At 35.3% G+C, this 17,460-nt stretch carries 14 protein-coding genes and 1 riboswitch; of the genes, 2 read left to right on the plus strand and 12 right to left on the minus strand.

The window, feature by feature from the left end:
- The first annotated feature begins 174 nt into the window (after nucleotides 1-174).
- Complete coding sequence (locus tag BFG57_RS06045) at nucleotides 175-933, plus strand: GNAT family N-acetyltransferase (protein ID WP_175428283.1); 759 nt, start codon at nucleotides 175-177, stop codon at nucleotides 931-933.
- Nucleotides 934-1,101: 168 nt separating this feature from the next.
- Here the strand turns inward: BFG57_RS06045 and BFG57_RS06050 are convergent, their stop codons facing one another.
- Entirely contained in the window at nucleotides 1,102-1,332 is a 231-nt protein-coding gene (locus tag BFG57_RS06050; protein WP_069716591.1) for an excisionase family DNA-binding protein, read from the minus strand.
- Between the two features lie 264 nt (nucleotides 1,333-1,596).
- On the opposite strand from BFG57_RS06050, the gene BFG57_RS06055 reads away from it, so the two are divergent.
- Nucleotides 1,597-2,922, plus strand: coding sequence for a short-chain fatty acid transporter (locus BFG57_RS06055; protein ID WP_281186628.1), 1,326 nt, complete (start codon nucleotides 1,597-1,599; stop codon nucleotides 2,920-2,922).
- 63 nt (nucleotides 2,923-2,985) lie between these two features.
- On the opposite strand, the gene BFG57_RS06060 is transcribed toward BFG57_RS06055, so the two are convergent.
- From BFG57_RS06060 to putP, 11 genes are all read right to left on the minus strand, one after another.
- Nucleotides 2,986-4,473, minus strand: a complete 1,488-nt coding sequence (locus BFG57_RS06060; RefSeq protein WP_069716592.1) for an amidase — start codon at nucleotides 4,471-4,473, stop codon at nucleotides 2,986-2,988.
- 185 nt (nucleotides 4,474-4,658) lie between these two features.
- Nucleotides 4,659-6,293, minus strand: a complete 1,635-nt coding sequence (locus tag BFG57_RS06065) for a stalk domain-containing protein (protein WP_069716593.1) — start codon at nucleotides 6,291-6,293, stop codon at nucleotides 4,659-4,661.
- Between the two features lie 276 nt (nucleotides 6,294-6,569).
- The gene (locus BFG57_RS06070; RefSeq protein ID WP_069716594.1) at nucleotides 6,570-7,208 is read right to left on the minus strand and encodes a hypothetical protein; all 639 of its coding nucleotides are present in this window, start codon (nucleotides 7,206-7,208) and stop codon (nucleotides 6,570-6,572) included.
- A gap of 228 nt (nucleotides 7,209-7,436) precedes the next feature.
- The gene (locus BFG57_RS06075; protein ID WP_069716625.1) at nucleotides 7,437-7,931 is read right to left on the minus strand and encodes a YehS family protein; all 495 of its coding nucleotides are present in this window, start codon (nucleotides 7,929-7,931) and stop codon (nucleotides 7,437-7,439) included.
- 65 nt (nucleotides 7,932-7,996) lie between these two features.
- A complete protein-coding gene (rlmD, locus tag BFG57_RS06080) occupies nucleotides 7,997-9,370 on the minus strand; it encodes a 23S rRNA (uracil(1939)-C(5))-methyltransferase RlmD (protein ID WP_069716595.1) in 1,374 nt (457 codons plus the stop codon).
- Between the two features lie 156 nt (nucleotides 9,371-9,526).
- Nucleotides 9,527-10,420 carry a diacylglycerol kinase gene (locus BFG57_RS06085; protein WP_069716596.1) on the minus strand — a complete coding sequence of 298 codons (894 nt, stop codon included), beginning with the start codon at nucleotides 10,418-10,420 and terminating at the stop codon, nucleotides 9,527-9,529.
- 202 nt (nucleotides 10,421-10,622) lie between these two features.
- A complete protein-coding gene (locus tag BFG57_RS06090; RefSeq protein WP_069716597.1) occupies nucleotides 10,623-11,468 on the minus strand; it encodes a bifunctional 5,10-methylenetetrahydrofolate dehydrogenase/5,10-methenyltetrahydrofolate cyclohydrolase in 846 nt (281 codons plus the stop codon).
- A 37-nt stretch (nucleotides 11,469-11,505) separates the two neighbouring features.
- A riboswitch (ZMP/ZTP riboswitch) is annotated at nucleotides 11,506-11,592 on the minus strand.
- A 301-nt stretch (nucleotides 11,593-11,893) separates the two neighbouring features.
- Complete coding sequence (gene gatB, locus BFG57_RS06095; protein WP_069716598.1) at nucleotides 11,894-13,324, minus strand: Asp-tRNA(Asn)/Glu-tRNA(Gln) amidotransferase subunit GatB; 1,431 nt, start codon at nucleotides 13,322-13,324, stop codon at nucleotides 11,894-11,896.
- A 15-nt stretch (nucleotides 13,325-13,339) separates the two neighbouring features.
- Entirely contained in the window at nucleotides 13,340-14,800 is a 1,461-nt protein-coding gene (gatA, locus tag BFG57_RS06100; RefSeq protein WP_069716599.1) for an Asp-tRNA(Asn)/Glu-tRNA(Gln) amidotransferase subunit GatA, read from the minus strand.
- A 15-nt stretch (nucleotides 14,801-14,815) separates the two neighbouring features.
- On the minus strand, nucleotides 14,816-15,106 hold the full coding sequence (gene gatC, locus BFG57_RS06105; protein ID WP_069716600.1) for an Asp-tRNA(Asn)/Glu-tRNA(Gln) amidotransferase subunit GatC: 291 nt from the start codon (nucleotides 15,104-15,106) through the stop codon (nucleotides 14,816-14,818).
- A 581-nt stretch (nucleotides 15,107-15,687) separates the two neighbouring features.
- Nucleotides 15,688-17,178 carry a sodium/proline symporter PutP gene (gene putP / locus BFG57_RS06110; protein ID WP_069716601.1) on the minus strand — a complete coding sequence of 497 codons (1,491 nt, stop codon included), beginning with the start codon at nucleotides 17,176-17,178 and terminating at the stop codon, nucleotides 15,688-15,690.
- Nucleotides 17,179-17,460: the final 282 nt, after the last annotated feature.

Genomic DNA, 17,460 nt, shown 5'->3' on the forward strand with positions numbered 1-17,460 from the left:
TTATTTTATATTGTTTTTTCGTTTCTTTTGATAACTCTTTCGTAAAGAATACATATGACTCTACTAAACATGCTCATGCTACTTACGCATTCAATACAGAATAGATAAAATGTAATTATATGTTAATATGATAAAAAACGGACTAATTCTAAATGTAGGAGGGGAACATTAAAATTGAACACAATTAAAATGATAGAGTTAAACGAAGAGAGTCTTTGTGACAAAGGATGTTATTGTCTTCGTAGTAAGCCAAATTCAACAGGTTACAAGAATAAAAACAAATGGCTTAAAGAAAGATTTAATGAAGGTTTAAAATACGTAAAACTAATAGAGAATAACAAACCAGCAGGGTTTATTGAATATACTCCTATTGAAACTTCTTCTAGAGTTGTCTATGGTGATAATTATTTAGTGATTCATTGCTTATGGGTAAATAAAACGGGAAAAGGATATGCTTCAAAATTGATTAATTCATGTATTGAAGACGCTAAGGAGCAAAATAAAGATGGTGTTATTGTAATTACAAACCCAGACACCTCTTGGACACCAAGTAAGGATATTTTTATAAAAAACCATTTCGTTGAAATCGATCATGCACCTTATGGCTTTGAATTACTTGTTTATAAATTTGCTAATTCACCTGATCCATATTTTCCGAACGATTGGAAAAAACGACTTACACCATTTAAAAACTTAACAATCCTCCGAACACAACAATGTCCGTTTGTAGATATATCTACAGACAATGTTATTAAAGGTGCAACCAAATTAGATATAAATGTAGAAATTGTAGATATAAAAACGAGAGAGCAATTGTTGAATCTTTCTCCTACTCCTTATGGTGTGTATGCAGTCGTTTACAAGAATAAATTAATTTCCTTTCATAGACTAACGGTACATTTTGTGATGAAACGATTAAAGGAATTAGCCTAGTCACTTGATTTAAATTAGAAAAAACTATAAATCAACGCTAACGCACTTTGAATTTTTCAAACTACACCCCGATTATTAGACATTACCTAATAATCGGGGTGTAGTTTTTTATCTAAATTACTTGGTACTAAATAAATCCCTTAACAACACTATAGAGATTTTATTTTTCTAATCCTCATCTTTCACATCAATATCTTCAGGAATAGGTTCGCTCAGAATTTCTTCTACTAGCTTCTTATAATTTTCCATTTGCTCTAAATGTGTCTTAAATTGTTCTCTGTTAATTAAGTATTGTTGCCCATCATAAACTGCTCGGATTTTATGTTGATTAATTAAGCTTTCAACATAGCTTTCTGGAAATGATAAGTATTCTGCCGTTTCTTTTATCGTTAAATACATGTAATCCACCTTTTCATAGCTAATTCAATTTATAATTTTGATGTTCTCCAATATACCCTTTCCAATATTCACACAAAAATTCTCTCTCATAAACATATCATTTACTTTCTATCTAGATATACTTCAGTAGAGATTGATTTTCTCCAAATTGTTAACAACAGCATGTATATTTTTTAATCATATATCTACTATGCCAACATATATGGATAGTATAATATCCGCTTTATTTTTTATCTTATATTAATTTAAAAAGGAGGAAACGTTTTGTTCAAAGGGATTACATCATTTTCTAACCGCTTGATGCAAAGATATTTACCTGACCCGTTCCTATTTGTCATCATCTTAACATTCGTTGTGTTTATACTTGCTCTACTACTAACACCAACATCACCTAAAGAGCTTATTACAATCTGGGGAGATAACTTTTGGAACTTACTTACATTTTCCATGCAAATGGTTTTAATTTTATTAACAGGTTATGTACTTGCGAGTAGCCCAATATTTAAAAGCGTCTTAAGTAAATTAGCGAGCTTATCTAAATCTCCAGGCTCAGCTATTATTATGGTAACACTTGTTTCGATGATTGCTAGTTGGATAAATTGGGGATTCGGTCTTGTTATAGGAGCGTTGTTTGCAAAAGAATTAGCTCGGCAAGTTAAAAACATCGATTACCGATTATTAATCGCAAGTTCTTATTCTGGACTAATTATTTGGCATAGTGGGCTATCTGGCTCGATTCCACTCACCATTGCAACTGAAGGGCACTTTACTGTAGACTTAATTGGCATTATCCCTACAAGTGATACGATCTTTGCTACGTTCAACCTCCTTCTCATTCTTGCAATCGTAATTATTATACCTATCGTAAATGGGTTTATGTATAACAAAGATGAAGCCTATACGATTGACACTTCTTTACTTAATAACACTAATTCTACACCAGTATCAAGTACACAAATAGGAACACCAGCAGACAAAATAGAGAATAGCTGGCTCTTATCCATGCTCATTGGCATATTAGGTCTATTCTTCGTCATTTCATATTTCGTAATGAACGGATTTAAATTGAACTTAAACATCGTCAATTTTACATTTTTATTTTTAGGCATAATATTTCATTTTCGTCCAAAAAATTTCTTAATGGCTGTAAATGATGCAGTAAAAGGAGCAAGTGGCATTATTATTCAGTTTCCTTTTTATGCAGGCATTATGGGATTAATGGTCGCTTCAGGGTTAGCTGAGCAAATGTCTTCATGGTTTGTAGCCATTTCAAATGAAACAACATTTCCTCTCTTCACATTCATAAGTGCAGGGATCGTTAACTTCTTTGTACCTTCAGGTGGAGGACAATGGGCGGTACAAGCACCCGTTATGCTACAAGCAGGAGCTGAGTTAGGTATTCAACCTGCAATCACTGCAATGTCTGTTGCATGGGGAGATGCATGGACAAACTTGATTCAACCTTTTTGGGCACTTCCCGCTCTTGCTATTGCTGGTTTAAAGGCCAAAGATATTATGGGCTTTTGCTTAGTTAACCTAGTCATTACTGGGGTAATCATTGGGATTGGGTTCATCTTAGTAACTATATAATTAAACATAATAGGTGAGTTACCTCTAATAAATCTTGAGGTACCTCACCTATTATCATTTGCTCTAAAAAGAAACATGAGAAAACTCAGTGTTCAACTCACTCACAATATGTTTCAACGTGTGCAACAATGTATAATCAGCCCACCTACAACCAACACACTGTACACCGATTGGCATATTCTCATCGCTTAACCCAATTGGTATCGTGACAACGGGATTAGTTAATACATTAAATAGATTTGTGTAAGCTGTTGTTGCTTGCCAATAATTCATAGGTGTATCATCTACATATATAGGATTTTTATAGATTGGTTGATATCCTATCAGTTTATCTTTCTGATTGTGTGGAAATGCTGTCGTCGCACTTACAGGGAGAATAAACATCTCATACTCATCCATAAATGTATCGAACGATGTTATAAGCTTCTCCCGTTGTGTTAATACTTTCATATAATTTTTGAACGTTAACGGTACTAACTTACTCGTACTAGGATAATCCCTTTGTACACCTTTAGTCATCACATGTTCTAGTCCTCTTATAATCGAAGGTTTGCCCGAATTCAATTCTGCATCAATTATCTTGCCCCATGTTTCCCAAACTTTACTTTTATCCACAGGAAACTCGTCTATTTTGACTGTCTGTATACCTAATGATTCTAACTTTTCCACAAATCGATGAATATGTTCTCGTATTTCTTTAGCTACAGGGATATCAGGGAATTGATCCATCCATGCGATTTTAATTTTTTTAAAGTTCATAGTAATCTCATTTTGTTCAAGAAGAGGTGGTACTTTCACATCACGATTATCACAACCAGCTATTATAGAAAAAGATATAATTAAATCATCGATAGACCTTGCTATTGGTCCATAACTCGCTAAATGTCTTGAAGTTGTGTACTCTGGTTGCTTCGTCTGATCATCCATTGGTAAGTGCCCAAATGCAGGTACAGAGTGTTCTGTTGGTTTTAAACTATATACACCACAATAATGAGCGGGAACTCTCAATGATCCTCCGATATCACTTCCAATATCTAAATAGCTGAATCCAGAAGCAACAGCCGCTGCTCCACCACCACTACTTCCACCAGGCGTTCGACTTACATCCCATGGGTTATTTGTTCTTCCATAAATCTCATTATCGGTTTGTAAATCCATTAATAAAGGAGGTACATTCGTTTTACCAACAATGATTGCTCCTGCATCCTTTAACCGGCTCACAATAGTCGCATCAAAATTAGTCGTATATTCTTTCCATGGCTTATACCCACTTGTAGTTCTCATTCCTTTGACTGCATACGATTCTTTCAATGTGATCGGAACACCATGTAATAGCCCTAGCTCAATTCCTCTCTTCTTTTCTTTATCTGCTCTCTGTGCCTCATTTAATAGTTGCTCAACATTTTTATTCACAACTGCATTTATTTCTACATCATGTAATTGGATTCTCTGAATTAATGCTCTCGTTACTTGCTCTGAAGTTAGCTTTCCATTTCGAATTAGCATTGCGAGCTTTGTAGCAGAATAAAACACAAAATCATCTCGTTTCATGTTCATCTCTCCTTTTACAATTACAATACAAAGAAAGAGAAATAAAAACTTGATAATAAATGCTAATGTTTATACGGGTATTTCTATATTCAATTTAAAAGGCTAATCACTTAGGTACAATTTATACCCTTAGTGATTAGCCTATCTGATTATTTATATTTAAACGTTTAATTAAAAATAATGATTTAATTGCAAGACCCTGAAAAATTTTCTGTAAAATAAGCGATTCCGTCGTCATTGACTTCTAAACCTACACCGAGTGATACATATTTCCTATTTAGTATGCCCTTACGATGTCCCTCTGAGTTCATCCAACCCTGGTGTGCATTCATAGCATTTCCTCTAGAATTTAGGTGAATATTCTCCCCCAAATAGCAGATAGAAAGTCCTCCTGCTTTCACGCGATCCTCAATACCTGTACCATCTGGTGTAACATGATCAAAAAAATCTCGTTTAGCCATATCTACACTATGATTTCTTGCTACAGAAGATAGTTTGTTATTCCACTGTAATGGCTTTAAGTCTCGTTTAACTCTTTCAGCATTTGTTATATCAAAGACTTGTTTCTCATATGAATCAATAATCTCTTGATTCCATTCAATATAATTAGTAAGAAAACCACGATCAGAAGTAACAAAGACAGCCTGGATTGCTTGAGAATCCAATGAATCATAAAAGAGTTTAACCACTGAATTATTTAAATGATAGGTATCAATATTTTGGTACCAATCTATATCATCATTATCAAAACCCTTGTAAAGATTCTCTACTTTTTGTTGAGAAACGCCAATCCGTATACCTAGTTCAGAACTCCAATTTGATGCATTCGAATAAATCGTAACTACTTTATTATCTTTAATTCCATATTGAGCATATGTCTTGTAATCTTCATTATATACATACCAATAAAATCCATTTCTACTCTCATCTATGCGTTCTGGTTTACCTCTTTTTTCTACTAAACTGTTTTTGCTTTCTCCAAGACTAACATCTGAAAATGTATATGTATCGAACGTTTCCTTCTTTTCTTCTTTCATTGTAAATTCCATCTTTATAGGCTTAAATGTAGCCCCTGACTTCGCCTTAACATGATCAATAAAGAGTGTGTATGTAGCCCCAGCTATATAACCTTGATTAGGTACCCTAACGATTAATTTTTGACTACCATATGAAGACATACCGAGGCTTTGAGATTTATCAGTCATGTTTCTTTTAATATATACATTATTGAATGCGCTCTTAAAGTCTATTGAGCTATCAAAATTAATCGTCCATTCTTTATCTAAGGGGACATCATACTTTGGCTCCCAAGTAACCCATGTTTCATCATCTGTACTAGTTGCTACAGCCACACTTTCAAGCTTTTCTACAGATTTACTACGGTTATTAGGTTCATCGCCAATGTATATTGTTTTGGAGGCATTATCCCATCGTACTTTTTCTCCTAAAGAATCGCCAATTACCCGTAACGGTACCATTGTATAGCTATTTATAGTGTTAGCTGGGACATCTAATACATACTTATTACCATTTATCACTGCTTGTTTAGAACCAACTACAAGTTCTATCGTTTGTTTACCTTTATTTGCTGTTACTTTTTGTTTCGATCCGTCCCACTTTACCGTTGCATCTAATGCTTCAAAGATTTCTCTTAACGGCACTAACGTTCTACCTTCACGTATAACAGGTACTTGTTTGTACTGTTGTTTCTCCCCATTAATAATGACAGTAATTTCATGTGAAGAAGCTTTTGATTCTATCGGTATTAACAACACTAATATAGTGAATATTAAAAATATTATTTTTGCAAATATTCCCATATAGTACATCCCCTCTTATTATTTAATCTTTCGTTATTTTACCATGTTTATAAAGAATGGTATTGACATTTTTAAGACCTCAATACCTTTTAAAACAAAAAAATCCTCCAGACCGTTAGTCCGAGGCTATATAAAGTACTTATCAATATTCATTTAAAACAAGTAAATTTACTCTAATCACTCAATGTGAAAGGAGGTGTAGATGGTGTTACAGATCCATAATGACAACTAATAAGTAAATAAGTAAATCAGTAGTCACAGTTATCTATGAATAGGTTACGAATATTTTCTTTCCATCTTTTTTGCCATTTTTTTAGTTTTTGGACTTATACTTCCTAGACAATTCTTAATAAATAATGTGATCTCGCTCTTAGAATCAACTTTGTTATAAACTGATTGAAGAACATCTAACACATCATATTTTAGTAACTCCTTTTGTTTTTCGGGATAAGATACAACATCATCTATTTGTAATAATATTTCCACTACACCTGTAATCATATCTTCTCTTTGATTAACTATCTTTTTTAAGTTCTTAACACAGCATTGTGCTGTCATAAATTTCACATCATTAATTAAACTAATATACTTCTCAAAGATATTGTCAAACTTCCTATCTGTATCTACTACTATAAGATTTGCTATTAAAGTCATTCCTATATCTCTCTTATATGAATTATTATCGCTAAGTAAGGCGACAAAATCATCCCAATATACATAGAATAATTGCGGATTGATCTCACTTGCACGAGACAAAACATAATAACTGTGATAATAGACCATAATGTCTTTATTCGTCATTAATTGTTTCACTACTTCATTTCTACGATCGCTATCCTGAATGAGCCATTCTGCAATTTTTTCTATATCTAAGTCTTTTCTCTTTATTTCATCAATCAAAGATTTGTATGACATGTACTATATAACCTCCAATTGTTTATCACTTACGATTTATCGTATCACATTAGAGAGCGATTTTTAATAAATAATTCCACTTCTTTCACTACAGTTGCTTCACTATCTCTTGACATATATTAAAAAACAGGACTTAATTCGTATAATTAAACCCTGCCTTTCATTACAACTTAAAATGTTTATTCATCAACATTAGGTTATGTATTTATGAACATTAAAATCGTTCTCTTACCCTCTATACTTAATCGTTAGTCCTTTTAGAAAGTTTCTAGCAAAATTATCTAAGCATACTTTATAATTTCTATGTCCTTCTTTTCTTAAAAAAGCTCCGAGTTCTCCTTTTGAAACATATAATCCAGCTTTTCTAAATATATCTATCATGTCCTCTGTTGTTAATGACAAAGCGATTTTGATTTTCTTTAAAAGGATGTTGTTTATATTTGCATTATTTTTCACAGGCGGTTCTGGCACATCAGGTTGACCTGGTTTTGGCTCTTGTCTTCCTCTTTTATAGATAATGAATCCATTCAAAAATGAATTTAACATACTATTTGTCAATTTTAATTGGTCGGGATTCTCTTCTTCATCACTTGATTTTATTAAGATCTTTACCACTTCTGGTACAGATACCTCTAGTCCTCCAAGTTTAAAAATCTCTGCCATTTCACTATTTTTGATTTCTAACGCATATCTCAATCGAATTAATATATCATTATTATCCATCATCTTACTTCCTCCTAATTATAAAAAAGGGCACTGCTCTTTATAGCAACAGTACCCATTTTCAACTATATTAAATCTATCATCGCCACAGCTTCACAATGCATCGTCTGAGGGAACATATCAACAGGCTGAATCTCTTTTGTTTGATAATCGCCTTCTTCTAGTATCTTTAAGTCCCGTGCTAATGTGGCTGGGCTACAGGATACATAGACAATCCGTTTCGGTTTCATTTCAAGTATCGTTTGAAGCAATGATTCTTCACAGCCTTTGCGAGGTGGATCGACAACAATCACATCTGGACGAACGCCTTCTTCAAACCATTTCGGAATAACGGTTTCTGCTTCACCTGTTGCGAATTGTACATTTTCGATGTTGTTTAGCTTTGCATTACGTTCTGCATCTTCAATTGCTTCTGGTATAATTTCTACACCGTACACTTTTTTCGCCTTTTGTGCAAGGAACAGTGAGATTGTTCCGATGCCACAATAAGCATCAATAACCGTTTCCTCTCCAGTTAGTTGTGCATATTCAAGTGCTTTATTATATAAAACTTTTGTTTGTATCGGGTTAACTTGATAGAAAGAACGAGCAGAAATTGCAAATTTCACGTCGCCAATCGTATCAAAGAGATATTCTTCTCCCCACAGCAATTTCGTTTCATTTCCAAATATAACATTCGTCTGCTTCGGATTAACATTTTGCACAATAGAGACAACCTGTGGAAAAGTACTCTTAATCATATCAATTAACTTATTTTTATGAGGAATTTGCTCATTTTTCGTAATTAAGACGAGCATAACCTCATTTTTACTGTGACTTGTTCGCGTCATAATATGGCGTAACGTTCCTCGATGCGACTTCTCATCGTAAGCACGGATGCCAAGTCTTTCAGCTATACGCTTAACACTTTGAATAATAATATCGTTCGCTTCCTGTTGAATCATGCATGATTCCATATCAATAATATAATGTGATCGCTTCTGATAGAAACCTGCAATTAATTTCCTATTTCGCTCACCAACAGGAACTTGTGCTTTATTTCGATAATTCCACGGTTCATCCATTCCAATGACTGGATGCACAGGCACGTCCGAAAGATGACCAATCCTCTTCATTACGTCCTCAACATGCTTTTGTTTATAATCGAGCTGTGCTTCATAGGTCATATGTTGCAGCTGACAACCTCCACATTGACGGTATATCGGACAAGGTGGTTCAACTCGATCTGGACTTTCCTGAATTAACGTCTCTATCTTTCCAAAACCATAATTCTTTTTCGTTTTTGTCACTAATACCTCTGCTCGTTCTCCGGGTAAACCGTATGGCACGAACAATGGATAACCATCCACTTTCGCTACTCCAGCGCCATCATGTGTTAAATCCTCAAACGTGACAAATACTTTGTCATTTTTTTGTACAGGTGTTGCTGTTCTTGTCATCGTTCTCTTCCTTTACATTAACATTCTATCCACATTGTATCATGGAAGTATCTAAAATCATAAACCACTTATAACCTGTAAACTCCAATGCCTCACATTATTGTGCTCACAAAAAAAGACCGTCTTAGGAGACGGCTTTTTAGCATATATATTTTTCTAAACAGATTTCTTAGGAACAAACATTTCTAAATGATGATAAAGGTTAACAAATTCGCCCGGTAAAACGCCTCCGTACTCACCATCAAGGTTTAATTGCATCTTTTCCTCAGTATAAACTTTAATTCGATTTGCTTTCGAATAAATAATCCGTTTGTCATTGAGATGCTCACCTCTTAATGCTTGAGATGCAATTCGAACGAAATCAGCAATATTCGTTTTTTCAAGAATAAGCAAATCAAACATCCCATCGTTCATCGATGCATCTGGTGCAAGCTTTTCAAAACCACCAACAGAATTCGTATTTGCGACAAGAAATAGCATAACTTCACCTTCGAATAGTTTACCATCGTATTCGATACGAGCAGGTACAGGCTTTAATGAAGGTAACATCTCAACACCTTTTAAATAATATGCAAGCTGACCAAGTACGGTTTTTAACTTACTTGGCACTTCATACGTTAGTTCAGTCAAGCGACCTCCACCAGCAATGTTAATAAAATAATGACCGTTAACTCGTCCAATATCGATTGGCTCTGTATGCCCTTGTGCTATTATTTCACATGCCTTGTCAATTGCACGTGGGATACCAACCGCACGAGCAAAATCATTCGTCGTTCCAGCAGGAATAATTCCTAACTTCGGACGTTTTGGCAATTCTGCTAAACCATTCACAACTTCGTTTATTGTACCATCCCCACCAGCAGCAATGACTACATCAAACTCTCGCTCAACCGCAAGTTTAGCCTCTCTAGTCGCTGATCCAGCACCTGTCGTAGCATGACAAGAAGTTTCAAAACCTGCCTCTTCTAATATTTGAAGAACAGACGGTAATTGCTTCTTCAACAACTCCCTACCTGATGTTGGGTTATATATTAAACGTGCTCGTTTCATATGTATCACCTTGCCAATCCATATACTTCCACTATTTCTTTAACTACCATCATATATCATATGCCTTATCATAGCAATTATTCAATCATTATCACATAAATACATATTCGTGAAAAGTGAAACTTATATGAGCAGAAATATTCATTAATTTGAAAACAAATAAAAAGATCTCTGCATATACCAACAGAGATCTTTCTACATTCTATTTCTTAACAGTTTCTTCTGCTGAGTCAACTGTGTGTTTCAATAACATTGAAATCGTAACTGGACCTACGCCACCTGGCACTGGTGTAATTGCACTTGATTTTGGAAGACATGATTCATAATCAACATCACCGATATTTCCTTTATTATATCCTGCATCAAGCACAACAGCACCTTCCTTCAGCCAATCCCCTTGAATAAAATTAGGCTTTCCGACTGCTGCAACAATAATATCTGCTTGACGAACAATTTCAGGAAGGTTTTGCGTCTTCGAATGGCAAGTTGTTACAGTTGCATTACGATTTAGAAGCATCATTGATACTGGTTTTCCAAGAATTGGACTTCTTCCAATAACAACAGCATGTTTTCCCTCAACCTCCAAATCGTACGCATCAATAATTTCTAAAATTGCTGCAGGTGTACAAGATGGATAGCGACCAAATCCAAATGTTGTTTGTCCAAAACCTAGACTCGTAACTCCATCTACATCTTTATCAATATGTATTGCTTCAAACGCAGCACGTTCATCAATTTGACTAGGAACTGGGTGTTGTAGCAATATACCATGAACTGCAGTGTCTTCATTTAAATCATGAATTGTTTTCAACAGTTCTTCCGTTGTCGTCTCTTCTGATAAATGAATGCGACGAGAATCAATACCTAGTCGTGCACACGCATTCCCCTTCATACGTACGTAAGTTTCAGAAGATGGGTCATCTCCTACCAGAATTGTCGCTAAGCAAGGTGTAACGCCTTGTTCTTTCAACTTCTCGACTCTTGGAATTAAAGAGTCTTTTACATTTTTTGATACTAAATTACCGTCTAGAATAATTTGATTTTCCACTTTGTTCCCTCCAGTAAAAATCAAAAAGACATGAAACTGTCTCTGCCCAGACGACCGGCTATTTTTATTCAGCGCAGCTCCCTCGTGGTTTGTTCCACTTATGTCGTCAGTTACTACGTCTTATTTTTCCCCTAGTTTTTCAACTATCATTATATAGATTTTCTCAACGTTTAAAATATATCATAAATAAAATGAATTTTCTATGTATATTTAATGAAAAGAAGCTACAAAAAACAATAAAAGACGAATATTAATTAAAAATAATTAATTTACGTTCGATTTTTTACAGATAGTATCTAGATTCTTTTTACTTTTTAATAACACCATTAAAAGATGCTCAGTCTTAGTTATTATATATAACTCTCAGCTTCCGTTTACTCATGATAAAAAACCAGCTTCTCATAGCGAGAAGCCGGTAGACTAATTTAACGATTTTCCATTTCTTCTAAGATGATCTTATTAACCATCGGTGGATTCGCTTTTCCACGTGTTTCTTTCATAACTTGTCCTACTAAGAAGCCAAGTGCTTTATCCTTACCATTCTTATAATCTTCAATTGATTGAAGATTGTTGTCCAAAATTCCGACAACGACCTTCTTCAGTTCACCCTCATCAGAAATTTGTACAAGTCCTTTATCTTTTACGATTTGTTCAGGATCGCCGCCTTCAGTGATTAAATCCTTGAAGACTTTTTTCGCGATTTTCGAAGAAATTGTGCCTTTTTCAATTAGAGAGATCATCTTCGCAAGGCCTTCTGGTGTTAGTTTTGTTTCATGCAATTCAACTTGCTCTGCATTTAAGTACGCCGAAACTTCACCCATCAACCAGTTTGCCGTTTGCTTTGCTCCTGCATCTTGCGCCACTGTTGCTTCGAAGAAATCAGACATTTCCTTCGTTAACGTTAACACATGTGCATCATATGCTGGCAATTCAAGATCATTTATATAACGTTGACGACGAGTATCAGGAAGCTCAGGAATCTCACTTCGAACACGTTCTTTCCACTCATCATCAATGTGTAAATCTACAAGATCCGGTTCTGGGAAATAACGATAATCATCAGAGCCTTCTTTCACACGCATTAAGATCGTTTTCTTTTTCGCTTCATCATAACGGCGTGTTTCTTGTTCAATGATACCACCTGATAAAAGCACTTGTTCTTGACGCTTCTCTTCATACTCTAAGCCTGAGCGAACGAAAGCGAACGAGTTTAAGTTCTTAAGCTCTGCTTTTGTACCAAACTTTTCTTGACCCATTGGACGAAGTGAAATGTTCGCATCACAACGAAGTGAGCCTTCTTCCATCTTACAGTCTGAAACGCCTGTATACTGGATGATTGATTTCAACTTCTCAAGATAAGCATATGCTTCTTCTGGTGTACGAATATCTGGTTCAGAAACAATTTCAACAAGTGGTGTACCTTGACGGTTTAAATCAACAAGTGAATGACCATCACCCGTATGTGTTAATTTCCCTGCATCTTCTTCAAGGTGAAGACGTGTGATACCAATTCTCTTCTTCTCACCGTTCACTTCAATTTCAATCCAACCGTTCTCACCAATTGGCTTATCGAATTGTGAAATTTGATATGCCTTCGGGTTATCTGGATAGAAGTAGTTTTTACGATCAAACTTCGTATCTGTAGCTACTTCACAATTCAATGCCATTGATGCACGCATTGCAAAGTCAACCGCCTGACGGTTCATAACTGGAAGTACTCCTGGGTGCCCCTGACAGATTGGACAAGTGTTTGTGTTAGGGGGTGCACCAAATTCTGTTGAACATCCGCAAAAAATCTTTGACTTCGTTTTTAACTCAACATGGACTTCAAGTCCGATAATCGTTTCAAAGTTCATCTTCTCTCTCACCCCTTACAGTTCTGGTTTTGCTTTATGATAGTCTGTTGCTTGTTCAAATGCATGTGCAACACGGTATACAGTGCTCTCATCGAAATGTTTACCGATAATTTGTAAACCGATCGGTAATTTGTTCTCTGAGAAACCACACGGAACTGAAATTCCTGGAACACCTGCAAGGTTCACTGGAATTGTTAAAATATCATTTGCATACATCGTTAATGGATCATCAATGTTTTCACCAATTTTAAATGCTGGTGTTGGAGCTGTAGGTCCAATAATAACGTCATAGTCTTCAAACACTTTTTCAAAATCGTTCTTAATTAACGTACGAACTTTTTGTGCTTTTTTGTAATAGGCATCATAATAACCAGAACTTAATGCAAATGTACCTAACATAATACGACGTTTCACTTCTTCGCCGAAGCCCTCACTACGAGAAATCTTAAACATGTCAATTAGGTTCTCTGCTTTATCAGAGCGTACACCATAACGTACACCATCAAAGCGCGCAAGGTTTGCTGATGCTTCAGATGATGCAAGTAAATAGTATGTTGCTACTGCATATTTAGAATGTGGTAACGATACCTCTTCCCACGTTGCTCCCATTCCTTCAAGTACTTTTAGAGCATCTAATACAGATTTACGAACTTCTTCATCTACACCTTCAGCAAGGTATTCCTTAGGTACAGCAATTTTTAGACCTTTCACATCACCTGTTAATGCTGCCGTATAATCAGGCACTTCTACGTTCGCTGATGTAGAGTCCATCTTGTCATAACCAGCGATTGTATTTAAAATAAATGCGTTATCTTCAACATTACGCGTAATAGGTCCGATTTGGTCTAAAGATGATGCGAAAGCAACAAGACCAAAACGTGAAACACGACCATACGTAGGTTTTAGACCAACAACACCACAGAATGATGCTGGCTGACGAATCGAACCACCCGTATCAGAACCTAGTGCGAATGGTACTTCACCTGCTGCAACAGCTGCAGCTGAACCACCGCTTGAACCTCCAGGAACATGATCAGTATTCCACGGATTACGAGTACGTTTATAACCTGAGTTCTCTGTTGATGAACCCATTGCAAACTCATCCATATTCAGCTTTCCGATTGTGATTGATTGTGCATCATTTAACTTTTCAACTACCGTTGCATTATGTAGAGGATCAAAGTTTTCTAGAATTTTACTCGCACACGTCGTACGTAACCCTTTCGTAACGATGTTATCTTTCACACCGATTGGCATTCCGAATAATGCGCCTAATCCTGCACTGCTATCAACTTGTTCATCTAATTTCTTCGCTTGAAGAATTGCATTTTCTTTATCTAATGTAAGAAAAGCTTGTACTTTATCATCGACTTCTTCAATGCGTTTATATGATTCTTCAACTAAATCCTGCACCTTAATTTCTTTTGCTTGAAGCATTTCGTGCAGTTCTGACATTTTCTTATCAAATAGTGACATCAGTCATTCCCCTCCTTACTCTAAAATGGATGGTACACGGATTTGTCCATTTGCCGAATCAGGTGCGTTCTTCATCACATCTTCTTGTGATAACCACTTTCTCGGCTCATCTTCACGTAAAACATTCTTAATATCTAATACGTGTGTTGTTGGTTCTACATTATCTGTATCTAATTCAGTCAGCTGCTCAGCATACCCGATGATTGCATCAAGTTGTTTTGTAAACATTTCAGCTTCTTCTTCTGAAATTGCCAAACGTGCCAAATGTGCCACATGCTTTACTTGTTCCTTATCAATGCGGGACATTTCCTTCACCTCCAAAGTATTCTCGATCTTAATACAATAACATGATAATACCAAAAAAACATAACATGAATCAAGATTTCACATGCTAAAGCCTTAAAGCATTTCAGAAATATTTCTACAATTAGATTTCTACATGTCCATCACATTTCTAATTTAGTTATGAATTAATAAATTTTTCCTTTTAAAAAGAAAAAGTACCTTCCTCAGTTGAGAAAGGTTACAAATTGTTAATTAGATCATTTCTATATAATATAGACAATCTTATCACTTAGTAAATTTTAGTTTGAATGACATAACTAAAGTCTCCATACGTAACTAAATGTTTAGGTCTAACTTGTTGTACCTCACTAGGTAAATTGAATTGAATATCTACAAAGCTTAGTTCTAACAACTCTCCCACATCTAAGGTAAATGTAAATGTCATTACTTCGTCTGGTGTAACTCTTATTTTAAATGGTTCGTTACTACAATAATTGACTTATGACCAGATTAGAATACAAACACATCAGAGTGATATATACAAAAAAGAAGAACAAAAGAGCTTGAATTACACCCTTATTGTTCTTCTTTCTTATCATAATTTAATTTATAGCACGTGCTTTATCAAATTCTTCTTGAATTTCAGCTGACGGTTCCTTATCAATTAAACTTACAACAATTATCACAATAACGTTCAAAATAAAGGCTGGAACAATTTCATAAACGTCAAAAAGTCCACCTTCAAGCTGCTTCCATACGACAACAGTAACAGCACCAACGATCATACCCAGTAATGCACCGTTACGTGTCATTCGTTTCCAGAATAGTGATAGTAGGATGATTGGTCCGAATGCTCCACCAAAACCACCCCATGCATAACTTACAAGATCTAGAATTGAGCTAGCATTCTCATTTGCTGGATTTGCCTGCATTGCAAGAATAATTGCAACAATTGCAATCGCAATAACACCAAAACGCCCAACCCATACAAGCTCTTGTTGACTAGCATCTTTACGTAACAGGGCTTTATAGAAATCCTCTGCTAACGCACTTGATGATACGAGAAGCTGAGAATCAATTGTACTCATAATCGCTGAAAGGATTGCAGCTAATAATATCCCTGAAACCCATGGGTTAAACAAAACATCTGTAAAGAGAAGAAATACTTTTTCACTATCATTGATATTCCCAACAATCAATGGCTCATTGATGAAATATGCGATACCGATAAAACCAGTGAAAATTGCGCCAAATAATCCAACAATCATCCAAGTCATACCAATTAGGCGTGCTTTCGGTACGTCTTTTACTGAACGTAGTGCCATAAAACGTGTAATGATGTGTGGTTGTCCGAAATAGCCGAGTCCCCATGCCAATAAAGAAATAATTGAGATAACAGTCATGCCACTCATTACATCTAAATATGCTGGATCAACACTTCCTACCTTATTCACTGTCTCGTTCCACCCACCAATTTTGTTTAGTGCAACGATCGGGACAATTACTAATGCTAAAAACATTAAAATACCTTGAATAAAATCTGTCCAACTTACCGCTAAGAAACCACCAAGGAATGTATAAGAAATAATAACTACTGCACCTATTAAGAGGGCTTGGTTATACGTCATTCCAAATGACTCTTGGAAAAGCAATGCTCCCCCTACTAAACCAGAGGACGTATAAAATGTGAAGAAAACAAGGATGACAAGAGCAGAAATGACACGTAGTAATTTAGATTTGTCACGAAAACGATTTTCGAAATAATCTGGAACTGTAATCGAATCGTTCGCAACCTCTGTATATGAACGAAGACGTTTCGCAACAAATTGCCAATTTAAATAAGCACCAATAGATAATCCAACACCGATCCAAATTTGATTCATACCTGCAGCATACATCGCACCAGGTAAACCTAGTAATAACCAGCTAGACATATCGGACGCACCAGCACTTAAAGCTGCTACACCAGGCCCTAAGCTTCTTCCACCTAATACATAATCTGATAAGTTACTTGTTAAACGATATGAAATAACACCAATTAAGAGCATTCCTATTAAATAGACTATAAACGTAACTATCGTAGCAGGTTCCATATGCTATTGCCCACTCCTTTCAGTAAAATATGTGATAATTGATAGTAGAATTATTAATGGCATTGGTACGAATAACCAAAATATTGTTGCACCTGTTAAACCCATACTTACACCTCCAAAAGTATTTATATATTGTACTTTATACACAAATATGTATATTCCTTTTTATTTTTGTTCCCTACTCACCTCACCTCACCTGAAACTTATTATATCCATCGCAATTGATCATAACACAACAAATAAATCTGAACATTAAAACAATTATTTAAAATTACTTTTAAT

The organism is Bacillus solimangrovi, from assembly GCF_001742425.1.
GTDB lineage: Bacteria > Bacillota > Bacilli > Bacillales > Bacillaceae_N > Bacillus_AV > Bacillus_AV solimangrovi.